This window comes from Microbacterium sp. ZW CA_36 (assembly GCF_044987475.1).
Lineage (GTDB): Bacteria > Actinomycetota > Actinomycetes > Actinomycetales > Microbacteriaceae > Microbacterium.
Genome location: NZ_JBJDRL010000003.1, coordinates 1 through 12,740 on the forward strand (window position 1 = coordinate 1; position 12,740 = coordinate 12,740).

Annotated in this window: 10 protein-coding genes and 1 pseudogene; 4 read left to right on the top strand and 7 right to left on the bottom strand. The window is 71.3% G+C overall.

All coding sequences use genetic code 11. The features are described from left to right. From ACI3KX_RS02570 to ACI3KX_RS02585, 4 genes and pseudogenes are all read right to left on the bottom strand, one after another. Nucleotides 1-584: pseudogene (locus tag ACI3KX_RS02570) on the bottom strand (competence protein ComEC); the annotation flags it as partial. A 1-nt stretch (nt 585) separates the two neighbouring features. Then, nucleotides 586-1,137 (bottom strand): ComEA family DNA-binding protein, encoded by a 552-nt coding sequence (locus tag ACI3KX_RS02575; RefSeq protein ID WP_404907728.1) that lies wholly within the window; start codon nt 1,135-1,137, stop codon nt 586-588. 157 nt (nt 1,138-1,294) lie between these two features. Then, on the bottom strand, nt 1,295-3,877 hold the full coding sequence (gene leuS / locus ACI3KX_RS02580) for a leucine--tRNA ligase (protein WP_404907553.1): 2,583 nt from the start codon (nt 3,875-3,877) through the stop codon (nt 1,295-1,297). Nucleotides 3,878-3,956: 79 nt separating this feature from the next. Further along, a complete protein-coding gene (locus tag ACI3KX_RS02585) occupies nt 3,957-5,285 on the bottom strand; it encodes an anthranilate synthase component I family protein (RefSeq protein WP_404907555.1) in 1,329 nt (442 codons plus the stop codon). Between the two features lie 42 nt (nt 5,286-5,327). Here ACI3KX_RS02585 and ACI3KX_RS02590 point away from each other — a divergent pair, with 42 nt between their 5' ends. The 4 genes from ACI3KX_RS02590 to ACI3KX_RS02605 are packed head-to-tail and all read left to right on the top strand — an operon-like array spanning nt 5,328 to nt 8,720. Next, nucleotides 5,328-6,005 carry a DedA family protein gene (locus ACI3KX_RS02590; protein WP_349427428.1) on the top strand — a complete coding sequence of 226 codons (678 nt, stop codon included), beginning with the start codon at nt 5,328-5,330 and terminating at the stop codon, nt 6,003-6,005. A gap of 4 nt (nt 6,006-6,009) precedes the next feature. Continuing rightward, the gene (locus ACI3KX_RS02595; RefSeq protein ID WP_349427427.1) at nt 6,010-7,065 is read left to right on the top strand and encodes a phosphatase domain-containing protein; all 1,056 of its coding nucleotides are present in this window, start codon (nt 6,010-6,012) and stop codon (nt 7,063-7,065) included. 28 nt (nt 7,066-7,093) lie between these two features. After that, nucleotides 7,094-7,807 carry an SOS response-associated peptidase gene (locus ACI3KX_RS02600; RefSeq protein ID WP_404907557.1) on the top strand — a complete coding sequence of 238 codons (714 nt, stop codon included), beginning with the start codon at nt 7,094-7,096 and terminating at the stop codon, nt 7,805-7,807. 40 nt (nt 7,808-7,847) lie between these two features. Continuing rightward, nucleotides 7,848-8,720 carry a 3-methyladenine DNA glycosylase gene (locus ACI3KX_RS02605; protein ID WP_404907559.1) on the top strand — a complete coding sequence of 291 codons (873 nt, stop codon included), beginning with the start codon at nt 7,848-7,850 and terminating at the stop codon, nt 8,718-8,720. Nucleotides 8,721-8,722: 2 nt separating this feature from the next. On the opposite strand, the gene ACI3KX_RS02610 is transcribed toward ACI3KX_RS02605, so the two are convergent. The 3 genes from ACI3KX_RS02610 to ACI3KX_RS02620 are packed head-to-tail and all read right to left on the bottom strand — an operon-like array spanning nt 8,723 to nt 12,736. Then, nucleotides 8,723-9,925 (bottom strand): glycoside hydrolase family 3 N-terminal domain-containing protein, encoded by a 1,203-nt coding sequence (locus ACI3KX_RS02610; protein ID WP_404907561.1) that lies wholly within the window; start codon nt 9,923-9,925, stop codon nt 8,723-8,725. A gap of 52 nt (nt 9,926-9,977) precedes the next feature. Next, nucleotides 9,978-11,654, bottom strand: coding sequence for an acyl-CoA dehydrogenase family protein (locus tag ACI3KX_RS02615; protein WP_404907563.1), 1,677 nt, complete (start codon nt 11,652-11,654; stop codon nt 9,978-9,980). Then, nucleotides 11,651-12,736 carry a putative zinc-binding metallopeptidase gene (locus ACI3KX_RS02620; protein ID WP_404907564.1) on the bottom strand — a complete coding sequence of 362 codons (1,086 nt, stop codon included), beginning with the start codon at nt 12,734-12,736 and terminating at the stop codon, nt 11,651-11,653. Before ACI3KX_RS02620 ends, ACI3KX_RS02615 begins: the two co-directional genes overlap by 4 nt. Nucleotides 12,737-12,740: the final 4 nt, after the last annotated feature.

Consider the following 12,740-nt stretch of genomic DNA (forward strand, 5'->3'; position numbering starts at 1 on the left):
ATCACCGACCGCTCGGCGGGACGGCCGGGTGCCGCTGTGCCGCGGGCGTCGACCGCGGCGCCGACGTCGAGCTGCCCGAGACGATCCACGTCGTCGATGGCGACGCGCACGGTGATCTCGACGTCGGCCGCATGCGTCTCGGTGCCGGTCGCGAACTGCGAGGCACGAGCATCGAACGCGAGCGTGCCGTCGGCACGGCGCTCGACCTTCCCGACGACCTGCGCGCGCACGTCGACGGCACGTCCGCCGTCGAGCGCCAGATCGGCGATGCTCGCGCGCTCAGGCTGGGTCCAGGCGACATGGGAGGCGGCTGCCGCGGATGCGGCGGCGGCGAGCACCGTGACGACCAGGGCACGGCGCAGCGCGTTGTGCGGCATCCGGAGCAGTCCCGGCCCCCGCGCAGAGCGAGGGCGGGACCCCGCACGGACGCTCAGGGTCAGGACGGCGACGGCGGCCAGCGCGACGATCGCCCACAGGGCGAGGGCGATCCAGGGCGCGACGCCGGGAGCGAGTGTCGCAGCACCGGCCGCCGCCCAGCACAGTGCGGCGACGGGTACCAGTCTGAGAGCCCCAGCGCGCGGCACCTCACACCGTCACGAGGTCGCGGAGGGATTCCAGCATCTTGTCGCCGATGCCCGGCACGGCGAGGAGGTCTTCGATGCTGGTGAAGCCGCCGTTGTCGTCGCGCCACGCGAGGATGCGCTCGGCGAGGGCGGGCCCGATGCGCGGCAGCGTCTCGAGCAGCGCGGCATCCGCGGTATTGAGGTCGACCCGACCGTCAGCGGGTGCAGCGGCAGACGCGCCGACCGGCGGCGCCTCGCCCTCGCGGAGCACGGGCAGCTGTTCGCCGTCGTCGAGCGTCCGCGCGAGGTTCACCGCGTCGCGGTCGGCGTCGTCGGCGAAGCCGCCCGCCGCCGCGACGGCATCGACGACGCGGGCGCCGGCGGGCAGCACGTACAGTCCAGGAACGCTCACCGCTCCCGACACGTGCACGTAGAGGTCGGCCCTGGTCGTGGCGGCCGCGGCCGGCGTCTGGTCGACGACGACCTCGTCGACCGGCGCCAGCGCACCGCGCAGGATGCCGATGCCGACCGTGATCGCCAGCGCCGCGATCACCAGCACGACGACGGCGCCGATCCCGATACGACGCCGCGCCGCGGAGGGATGGCCCGCGGGCGGCTCGTCGCGGTCACCGGCTGTCACCGGACTCACGCTAAGCGGCCGGTCGCAGCCGGGCGGCGCGCTGGCGCAGGGATGTGGACTTTCCCCGGCGCGACCTTCCTGGGGAGGAAGGTCAGTGCGTGCTGAAGCTCACGACCTTGGGCGGCCGCACGACGGTGCGCGTGATCTCACGGTCGCCGAGGGCACGGAGGACCTTCGCGTCCGCGCGGGCGAGACGCTCGAGCTCCGCAGCATCGATGCGGGCGGCGACCTGCAGGGTTCCGCGCACCTTGCCGTCGACCTGGACGATCGCCGTCACGCTCTCCTCGACGAGCAGAGTCGGGTCGGCGTTGCGCCACGGCACGAGGCCGACGAAGCCGTCGTAGCCGAGGATCTGCCACATCTCCTCCGCCAGATGCGGCGCGAACAGATCGAGGATCATCGCAGTGGCCTCGGCGGCCTCGCGCACCGCAGGGTCCGCCGGGCCTGCGCCGGTGTCGATCACCTTGCGCGTCGCGTTGACGAGCTCCATGAGGCGCGCCACGACGACGTTGAACTTCGTCTGCTCGACGAGGCCGGGAGCGTCCGCGAGCAGGCGGTGCGTCACGCGGCGCAGCGACGCATCGCCCTCCGCCCAGACGACGTCGGGGTCGCTCGTGACATCCGTGGCCACGCGCCACGCGCGCGCCAGGAACTTCTGGGCCCCGGTGGTCGACACGTCCTCCCAGTTGATGTCGTCCTCGACCGGGCCGGCGAAGGCGATCGCGACGCGCACGGCGTCGGCGCCCGGATCGACCATGCTCGACGCGAACTCGACCAGGTTGCCCTTGGACTTCGACATCTTCGAGCCGTCCAGGAGGACCATGCCCTGGTTGATCAGGCTGGAGAAGGGCTCGGTGAAGTCGATCAGCCCCATGTCGAAGAGGACCTTGGTGATGAAGCGCGCGTACAGCAGGTGCAGGATCGCGTGCTCGACGCCGCCGATGTACGAATCCACCGGCGCCCAGCGGTCCGCCTCGCGCGACGAGAACGCCTCGTCGGCGTCCTTCGGCGCGAGGAACCGCAGGAAGTACCACGAGCTGTCGACGAACGTGTCCATCGTGTCGGGGTCGCGCAGAGCGGGCTCGCCCGTCTCGGGGTCGGTCGTCTGCATCCACTCGGTCGCGCCGCCGAGCGGCGACGTCCCCTTCGGCGCGAGGTCGAGCCCCTGCGCGTCGGGCAGGCGCAGCGGCAGCTGGTCCGCGGGGACGGGGACGATGCGGCCGTCCTCGGTGTGGACCATCGGGATGGGGGTGCCCCAGAAGCGCTGACGCGAGATGAGCCAGTCGCGCAGGCGGTAGGACTTCGCCGCGCGGCCCGTGCCGGCGGCTGCGAGCTGCTCGATGATGCGCGCGATCGCGTTCCGCTTCGACAGGCCGTCGAGCGAGCCTGAGTTGATCAGCCGGCCCTCGCCGGTGAGCGCGATACCGGTGCGGGCGGGATCGATGTCGGACAGCGAATCGAGCGGGCCCGGATCGATCGGCACTCCGTCGTCGTCGAGCTCGATGACCGGGATGGCGCCGGTGATCGGCGCGGTGGTGTCGACCACGACCTTGACCGGAAGGTCGAAGGCGCGGGCGAAGTCGAGGTCGCGCTGATCGTGCGCGGGGACGGCCATCACGGCGCCGTGGCCGTAGTCGGCGAGCACGTAGTCGGCGGCCCAGATCGGCAGTCGGTCGCCGTTGATGGGGTTGATCGCGAACCGGTCGAGGAAGACGCCGGTCTTGGGGCGGTCGGTGCTCTGGCGCTCGATCTCGGTCTCGCGCTGGACGCTCTCGAGGTAGTCCTGGAAGCGCATGCGCACCTCCGCCGACGAGCCGGCGGCCAGTTCGGCGGCCAGGTCGCTGTCGGGGGCGACGACCATGAAGGTCGCGCCGTGCAGCGTGTCAGGGCGCGTCGAGAAGACCGTGACCTTGTCGGCGCGGCCCTCGATCTCGAAGTCGATATCGGCGCCCACCGAGCGGCCGATCCAGTTCCGCTGCATGCGGATGACCTTCTGGGGCCAGAACCCCTCGAGCTGGTTGAGATCGTCCAGCAGCCGGTCCGCGTACTCGGTGATCTTGAAGTACCACTGCGTGAGCTTCTTCTTGATCACCTCCGCGCCGCACCGCTCGCAGTGTCCGTCGACGACCTGCTCGTTGGCGAGCACGGTCTGGTCGTTGGGGCACCAGTTGACCGGGCTCTCCTTGCGGTACGCCAGCCCGCGCTCGTAGAGGCGCTGGAACAGCCACTGGTTCCAGTGGTAGTACTCCGGGTCGCTGGTGTGGAGGATGCGGCTCCAGTCGTACGACGAGCCGTACTCGCGGAAGCTCTTCTTGTGCTGCTCGATGTTCGCGTAGGTCCACTCGCGCGGGTCCGCGCCGCGCTGGATGGCCGCGTTCTCAGCGGGCAGGCCGAACGAGTCCCATCCGATCGGGTTCAGCACGTTGTAGCCGCGGTGGCGCCAGAACCGCGCCACGATGTCGACGTAGGCGTAGCTCTCGGCGTGCCCCATGTGCAGGTCGCCCGACGGGTACGGGAACATCCCGAGCACGTACTTCCGCGGACGCGTGTCGTCGGCCCCGCCGGCGCGGAACGGGTCGGCCTCGGCCCAGCGCGCCTGCCACTTCTGCTGGATCGAGTACGCGTCGTAGCCCTCGGCGGGCGCAGAGGTGACGGAGGTGTCGGTGTGACTCACGAGGGAAGAACCAATCATGGGATGCCGGGAAGCGCGCGCAGCGCGCGAAGCGCGTCTACCAGGTTAGCGGAACGGCGGTTCACCAGCCTGGCGGGAGCGCTGCCCCCAACGCGGCGAGGGGCGCGCGCGCCTTGACGCCGACCTCGGCGACCTCGGCCGCGGCATCCGATCGCCAGGTGATGCCGCCCCCGGCGCCGACATAGGCGCTGTCGCGACGGACGACGATCGAGCGGATCACCATGGCGAGGTCGAGCCCGCCGTCGTCGCCGATCCAGCCGAAGCAGCCCGAGAACACGCCGCGCGGCGCCGCTTCGAGGCCGTGCAGGATCGTCATCGCCGAGAGCTTGGGGGCTCCGGTCATGGAGCCTGCGGGAAAGGTCGCCTCGAGCAGCTCGCCCACCGTCGTTCCCGGTGCCAGGCGGCCCGACACCGTGCTGACGAGCTGATGCACGGCGGGGTACGACTCGACCTCGAGGAGCGCGTCGACGCCGACGGTTCCAGGCAGGCACACACGGGAGAGGTCGTTGCGCATGAGGTCGACGATCATGACGTTCTCAGCGCGCTCCTTCTCGCTGGCGCGCAACTCGTCGGCCAGCGCGGTATCGCTCGCCGGATCCGGGCCGCGCGGCCGCGTCCCCTTGATCGGCCGGGTGCGGACGACGCCGGCGCCCTCGCCGCTCGACGCCACGTGCAGGAAGCGCTCGGGGCTGGCACTGAGGAGCGCGATCTCCCCCGAGCGCACGAAGCCGCCGTGGTGCGCGGGAGTCGCTCGCCGCAGGCGCCCGTACGCCTCGAGCGGATCCACGGATGCCGGGACCTCGAACCGGGTCGTCAGACACAGCTGGTAGGCGTCGCCCTCGCGAATCGCGTCGCGGCACCGCTCGATGAGCCCCGCGTACTCGTCCGGTGTGTGCCGCGCGCTCGCGACTCCCCGGTCGAGGGCCGGCACCGGCACCGGCTCCGGCGGCGGAGCGGAGGCGGCGGTGATCGCCGCCGCCAACCCCGGGAGGTCGTCCGGCGATGCGAAGACGTGGATCTGCTGCGCGCCGTGGTCGAACGCGACCAGGCGGCGCACTCGCAGCCAGAGGTCCTGGGGCACGCCGTCGGCGTCGTGGGACGACGGCGCGCCCGCCCGCGCGGCCGCGTCGTCGTAGCCGGTCCAGCCGACCCACCCGCCGTGGAACGGGACGGTGTGTCCTTCGACGTCGCCGGACTCGCCGCTGCACACGGTGGCCGTGGCGAGTAGCGCGTCATCGGGCGTGCCGGTGCCCATCCAGCTCCAGCCGTCGGCGGCGCCGGGTCCGGCATCCAGCCAGAAGGCGTGTGTCTCCTGCGCGAACACGGCGGCGAAGGCGGATGCCGGATCCACCCACTGCGCGACGTGCGCGGCGGCGAGGCTCTCCGACATGTTCCCAGGTTAGAGGGGCGCGGCGGCCTCTAGGCTCGTGGCGTGAACGAGTTCCTCACCTGGCTGCTCGACGCCGTGCAGAGCGTCGACCCGGTGCTGAGGACTCTTCTCGCGGGCTTCGCGATCATGCTCGAGACCAGTGTGCTCATCGGGCTCGTGGTTCCCGGCGACACCATCGTCATCGTCGCCGGCACGGCCGTCGCGTCGCCCCTCGAGGGGGTGATGCTGGGTGTCGCGGTCGTGGTGGGCGCCCTCATCGGCGAGAGCATCGGCTTCTGGCTCGGCCGGTTCCTCGGCCCGAAGATCCAGCACTCGCGCCTGGGCCGCCGGATCGGGGAGGCAAACTGGGAGCGCTCTGAGCGGTACCTGCGCCGCCGTGGGGGTCCCGCGATCTTCATCTCGCGATTCCTCCCGGTCCTGCACTCGCTGGTGCCGCTGACGGTCGGCATGAGCGGCTATCCGTATCGGCGCTTCCTTGCGTGGACGATCCCCGCGTGCGTGATCTGGTCGACCCTGTACATCTCGGTGGCGGCCCTCGCCGCCGGCACGTACCGCGAGCTCGCCGACCAGCTCCACTACGCGGGATACATCTTCGTCGGCATCATCGTGCTGTTCCTGGGGCTCGTGTTCGTGAGCAAGAAGGTCATCGAACGGGCCGAGCGCAAGCACCTCGACCACGAGGGTCCGGACGAGGCCTCCGTGGCGGACGTGAAAGACTGAGGGGATGCCCCAGACGGATCCCCAGCCCGTGCGCGCCAAGGTTCTGTGGTTCGCGCGCCTGGAGTACCGGTTCCACGCGTGGCGGGAGCGACGTGCGCGCCGGCGGGGCCAGAAGCCCACGGTGACACCGTTCCCCGGATACGGCGGTCCGGGCTGGGTCCGCGTGCTGGGTCGCGTCATGATCGTGCCGCCGGCGAAGGTCTCCGAGGGCGGCGAGTATGCCGGGGTGCGCGGCTGGCGCAGTTTCGTGGCCGTTCCGATCGGCTACGCGCAGGTCACGGTCACCATCGCGGGGGTCGAGCACGAGGTCGTCGCCGACCGCGGCGGGGTCATCGACACGCGACTGCCGGCGGCGCTGGAGCCCGGATGGCAGACGTTCACGATGACGGTCGAAGGCGGTGAGCCGGTCGAGACGCGCGCGTTCGTCGTCGCGCCCGACGTGCGGTTCGGCATCGTGTCGGATGTCGACGACACCGTGATGGTCACCGCCATCCCCCGTCCTCTGCTGGCGGCCTGGAACTCCTTCGTCGTCGACGAGCACGCGCGCCAGCCCGTTCCGGGCATGGCCGTGCTGATGGAACGCGTCGTCCGCGAGAACCCGGGAGCGCCACTGGTCTACCTGTCGACCGGCGCCTGGAACATCGCCCCGACGCTGATGCGGTTCCTGAGCCGCCACGTCTTCCCGCCGGGTGCGCTCCTGCTCACCGACTGGGGGCCCACCCACGACCGGTGGTTCCGCAGCGGCCGGGCGCACAAGCTGTCGAACCTCCGGCGCCTCGCCGAAGAGTTCCCGGACGTGCGGTGGCTCCTGATCGGCGACGACGGCCAGCACGACGACGCCATCTACACGACCTTCACCGACGAGCACCCCTCGCGAGTGGTCGCGGTCGCCATCCGGCGCCTCTCCCCCGCCGAGGCCGTCCTCGCGGGCGGACGCACCGCCGTCAACGACCACGCCGCGGCCGAGGTGCCCTGGGTGAGCGACAACGACGGCGCCGGCCTCCTGGAGCGGCTCGAGGGCGTCGGCGTGCTGGGAAGCACCGGCACCGCAACCCTCTGACGTCGGAGCCCGCGCGTAGGCTGGCGGCATGTGCGGACGCTTCGTAGTGGCCAGTGCCGGTCCCGAGCTCGTCGGGGTGCTGCGTGTCGACGTCGAGGGCGACGACCTGCCCGAGCCCTCGTTCAATGTCGCACCCACGAATCGCGCCGCGATCGTGCTGGACTCCGCCAAGACGGAGCCGCCCACGCGGCGGCTGGAAGCAGCGCGCTGGGGACTGATCCCGTCCTGGGCGAAAGACACCAAGATCGGCGCGCGCGCCTTCAACGCGCGGGCCGAGGAGCTCGAAGACAAGCCGATGTTCCGCAGTGCGCTCGAGAAGCGGCGGGCGGTGGTGCCGACATCCGGCTATTACGAGTGGAAGAACGTCGACGGCGTCAAGGTCCCGCACTTCATCCACCCCGCCGACGGCGAGCCGCTGTTCCTGGCCGGCCTCTACGAGTGGTGGCGCGACAAGACCAAGGGCGACGACGACCCCGAGCGGTGGCTGCTGAGCTTCACGATCCTCACTCGGGACTCGATCGGTCACCTCGGATCGATCCATGACCGGATGCCGCTCTTCCTCGACCCCGACCACGCGGATGCCTGGCTCGATCCGACCACGGACAACGTGCGCGACGTGCTCGACGCGGCGATCGATGCGGCCCCGGCCCTCGCCGACACGCTCGAGGACCACGAGGTCTCGAAGGCCGTGGGCAACGTCCGCAACAACTCCCCGGAGCTCATCGAGCCGGTCGGGCCCTGAGCCGCGCTGAGCGTGCGGGGCGCCCGCGTATCCTCGAACGGTGACGATCGCGCCTCCTGCCTTCCCGGCGCTCGCCGGCGACGCCTGGCGTGCGCGCGAAGCGGCGCACGAGGCTCGCGCCCGGGCACTGACGAGCGCCCACCGCGAGCGCGCGGCACGGGGCGAAGCGCACCCCGTCGAAGACTTCCTGTTCACCTACTACTCGTACAAGCCTTCGGCGCTGCACCGATGGCACCCGGGCGAGGGCGTGGAACTGGCGGATGCCGCGGCCGACGCCCGGGCCGCCTGGCGCTGGTACCGACCCGGCACGATGGAGGGTTCGATCGCCGTCGACGGTGCGGCCTTCCGCGCTGAGCGGGGCGCCCTCGTCGCGAACGTCGGCAGGATCCTCCGTGCCACCGCGGACCGGCCCCCCGGCTTCGGCTGCTTCGGCCTGCACGAGTGGGCCATGGTCTACCGTCAGCCGCAGCACCGGCATCCCGTGCCGCTGCGGCTCGGGCAGGCGGCGACCGATGCCGTCGTCGAAGCCCATGAGCTTCGCTGCACGCACTTCGACGCGTTCCGCTTCTTCACGCCCGAGGCGGCTCCGCGCAACCGCGAGACGCCGACCCGCGAGCGTCAGGCGGATCTCGAGCAGCCGGGGTGCCTTCACGCCGGGATGGACCTGTACAAGTGGGCGGTGAAGCTCGGCCCCCTCGTTCCGGGCGAGCTGCTCCTCGACGCGTTCGAGCTCGCCCGTGACATCAGGGTGCTCGACATGCGCGCCTCGCCCTACGACCTCGCCGACTGGGGCTACGACGCCGTCCCCATCGAGACGGCGGAGGGCAAGGCCGCGTACGTGCGTGCCCAGCGGACCTTCGCCGACCGCGGCCGGGTCATCCGGGGGCGACTGATCGACGTCGCCGCGGGCTGAACTCAGCCCGCAGGGCCGCAGGTCGTGCAGGGCAGGTCGCCTTCGCCCGCCTCGGCCACGGCGAGGCGCAGCTCCATCACGCGTGTCGCGGCGTCCTCGAGCCGGTCGGCCGGCAGCGCGCCCGACTCCACGGCGGCGACGATGCCGTCGATGACGCGCGGCGCCGTGTCGGGCGACGAGTACACGACCGTCAGGACCATGTCGTTGCCCGCGGCCAGAGCAGCCACGGCGTTGGCGACGGGATCCGCGTACTGCGGCTGACCCGAACCCTGCAGCATTCCCAGATCGTCGGTGATGGTCACACCGTCGAAGCCGAGCTCCTCCCGCGCGAGACGGTGCCACTCGGGTGACAGGCTCGCGGGCCCGGGATCGACAGCGGTGTAGGCCAGATGGCCGAACATCAGCATCTCGGCGCCGGCGTCTATGCCGGCCTCGAATGGCAGCGCGTCTGCGGCACGCCACTGGTCCAGCGTGAGGTCGGTCGACGGGATCGCGGTGTGCGAGTCGCCAGGGGCGGCTCCGTGTCCGGGGAAGTGCTTGAGCGTCGAGAACACCGAGCCCTCCTCCCCCCGTACCGCGGCGGCCACGCGTTCCGACGCGGCATCAGGCGTCGTGCCGAGCACGCGCCGGTGGATGAACGAGTCCGCGTCGGCCGTGACGTCCGCCACGATGCCGAAGTTCACGGGGATCCCGGCCTGCCGTACGAGCGCCGCGCGGCCGGCGAACGCCGCCTCGGCAGCCGATGGGTCTGCCTGCTGCAGGTCGAGCGGCGCGGGGAAGGCATCCCACGGCAGCCGCGACACGTCACCGCCCTCCTGATCGACAGCGACCAGCGGGGGTCGTGCCGGGTCCACCGTCAGTGCCGCGGTGATCGCCCGGAGCGCCGCTTCGTCTCCCGGGATGTTCGCACCCATCAGGAGGAAGCCGCCGACGCCGGAGGACTCCATGTAGGCGTGGAGCGCGGCGGCATCCGTGGTGGGGATGTGCCCCATCACGACGCTCCCCGCGCGCTCGCGCAGGGACATCGTCGCCACGGCTGCCTCGGCCGGCGTCGCCTCGGGCGTGGGCGACGGCTCCGGCTCCGCCGAGGCCGTCCGTGACGGCGATGCCGACGGGGTCACGGCGGGAGTCGAGGCGCATGACGTGCACATCGCCGCGAGCGCCACGACCGCCGCGAACAGGGCGAGACGCGGCGCAGATGTCACCCGGCAAGCCTAAGCGCGCTGCGTGCGAGGGGTCTGGGAACGGAAGGACGCGTCAGTGGCGCGCGACGATGGCCGCGGCATCCGTCCCCATCGGCAGCACGCCGTACTGCGCCCCGCGCTCCTCGCCCAGGCGCGCGGCGATGAAGGCCTCCGCGTCGCGCCCCGGCGCGTGCCGCAGCATGAGTGAGGCCTGGAACGCCAGTGCGAGATCCTCGCTGAGGCGACGGGCCTGCGACGCGCCCTCGCCGGGATCCGCCGTCAGCCGCTGCAGCAGGACCAGTGTGCGGTCGACGTGGCGATCGAGCGCGACGGAGGCGCCTGCGATGCTTGCGAGCTCGTCGGCGAAGGCGTCGCCCGAGTCGCGGTCGCGCGTGAGCGCGCGCAGCACGTCCAGGGCGATGACATTGCCCGAGCCCTCCCAGATCGCCATGACGGGCTGCTCGCGATAACGGCGGGCGAGCGGGAACGACTCGGTGTAGCCGTTGCCGCCCAGGCACTCCAGCGCCTCGTACGCGTGCTGGGGGCCGCGCTTGCACACCCAGTACTTCGACACCGGCGTCGCGAGGCGACGCAGGGCCACGTCACGATCGGATGCCTCCGCCTCAAAGAGCTGTGCCAGGCGCATGCCCGTGAGCATCGCCGCCTCGTACTCGAGCGCGAGGTCGGCGAGCACCCCCGTCATGGCGGGCTGATCCACCAGCAGCGCGCCGAACGCCTCGCGCCCGCGGGCGTGCCAGAGCGCCTCGGCGAGCGACTGACGCATACCCGCCGCGGTGCCGAGCACGCAGTCGAGGCGTGTGCGCTGCACCATCTCGATGATGGTGCGCACCCCGCGGCCAGGCTCTCCGACGAGGAATCCGACAGTGCCGTCGAACTCCACCTCCGCCGAGGCGTTGGAGCGGTTGCCGAGCTTGTCCTTCAGCCGCTGGATGCGGAACACGTTGCGCATGCCGTGCGGCAGGACGCGAGGCACGAACAGGCAGGTCAGCCCTTCGTCGAGCCCGCTGCTGCGCGTATGCGCCAGCACCAGGAATCCGTCCGACATCGGCGCCGAGCAGAACCACTTGTGGCCGGTGAGCTGATACGCGTGACCGCCCATGGCCTCCCCCACGGTCGTGCCGGCGCGTACGTCCGAGCCGCCCTGCTTCTCGGTCATCGCCATCCCGATGAGCGCGCTGGGCTTCGCTCCCTCCACGATGAGACGCGGCTCGTACGCGCGGGAGTACAGGCGCGGCAGCCAGGTGTCGGCGATCCACGGCGAGCCCTCGATCGAGGCGACAGCGGCGTGGGTCATCGAGACCGGGCAGGCGTGCCCCGGTTCGACCTGCGCGAAGAGCATGAACATGGCGGCGCGCGCGACGTGCGCCCCCGGCCGCGGATCGGACCACGCCGAGGTATGGGCCCCGCGGGCGATGGCCTCGCCGATCACGCGGTGGTACGACGGGTCGTACTCGACCTCGTCGAGGCGGTAGCCCCAGCGGTCGTGCGGGTACGCCACGGGGGTGTGGAGGTTCGCGAGCTCCGCGTCGCGCTGGAACGAGCCCGAGCCGACGACTCCCCCGGCTTCACGCAGCCCGTCCTCGGCCCAGCCGGCGCCGAACGCGCGCACGGCGGCACCCAGCGGCCCGTTGAGCGCGAACTCGTCGACGTCGACGCGCCATGGCGGCTGATTCTCGACGTAGTGCGTCGCTGCGCCGATCACCCGCTGCCCCCGCGCGAACGAGGTCATGATCGCTCCGTCTCCACCGCCATCGCGAGGGCGTACTGCTCTCCCGGGCTGAGCGGCGCCCGCGTCACGATGTCGTGGACGAAAGCGAGCTTGTGGCGCACCGGTGTCACGATCGTGAACGGATAGAGGTCGCCGAAGCCCATCGAGCGGTTGATGCGGTTGAATCCCTGCGACAGCCACTCCCAATCGGTGAGCAGCCGCTGGATCGGCTCGCGCTCGTACGAGCCGAGGGGCACGACATCCGTGTCGCGGAGGTTCGTCACCGACGCGTCCAGATGGATGCCGATGACCGCTGCGGTCTGGAGAGTGCCGGTGATGTGGAGGTAGTGGGCGAACGTCTCGGCGAAGTCCTCCCAGGGATGCATCGTCGCGTACTCCGAGATGAACGACTGGCTCCAGTCGGACGGCGCACCGACCTGGTAGTGACGCTTCAACGCGTCACGGTAGCTCGTGCGCTCGTCGCCGAACAGCTCGCGGCAGCGGGCCCACAGCTCGTCGTCGGTGAGCAGCACGTTCTGGTAGTAGTGGCCGACCTCGTGCCGGAGGTGCCCGAGGATCGTCCGGTAGGGCTCGCCGAGGCGCACGCGCAGCGCCTCTCTGCGGTCGTCGAGGCTCTCAGCCAGATCGATCGTGATGATGCCGTTGGAGTGCCCGATCGTGACGGGCTTGCCGTCGGACAGGCTCGAGATGAGGTCGAACCCGAGGCCGCCCTTCTCGACGTCCCAGCCGACGATCGGCAGGCCCAGGTCCGCGAGCTGGAGGATCAGGCGACGCTTCGCCTCCTCCGTCTTCGCCAGCTTCTCGAGCGCGACGGTGTCGTTGCTGGCCGGCTGGCGGCGCGTGAGCCGGCACGAGAAGCATCGGCCGGCCGGCGCGTTCTCCCACACGAGCCAATTGCACGCCCACTCGCGGTTCGAGCACGTGTACCAGTTCTCGCCGTCGATGACGACCTGACCGTGTCGGATGCCGTGGAACTCGCGTGTCGGCAGGTGGTAGCCGATCTCGGCTTCGCAGTTCGGACACCGCAGGGTGTCGAGGTAGACGAAGTGGCGACAATGCGGACAGCGGGGCTGCGAGCTCACGGTC

What these genes read in the sequence shown, in the direction of transcription:
- ACI3KX_RS02585 (WP_404907555.1), bottom strand. Translation starts at nt 5,285, where the DNA reads ATGTCGGAGAGCCTCGCCGCCGCGCACGTCGCGCAGTGGGTGGATCCG.
- ACI3KX_RS02595 (WP_349427427.1), top strand. Translation starts at nt 6,010, where the DNA reads ATGCCCCAGACGGATCCCCAGCCCGTGCGCGCCAAGGTTCTGTGGTTC.
- ACI3KX_RS02600 (WP_404907557.1), top strand. Translation starts at nt 7,094, where the DNA reads ATGTGCGGACGCTTCGTAGTGGCCAGTGCCGGTCCCGAGCTCGTCGGG.
- ACI3KX_RS02615 (WP_404907563.1), bottom strand. Translation starts at nt 11,654, where the DNA reads ATGACCTCGTTCGCGCGGGGGCAGCGGGTGATCGGCGCAGCGACGCAC.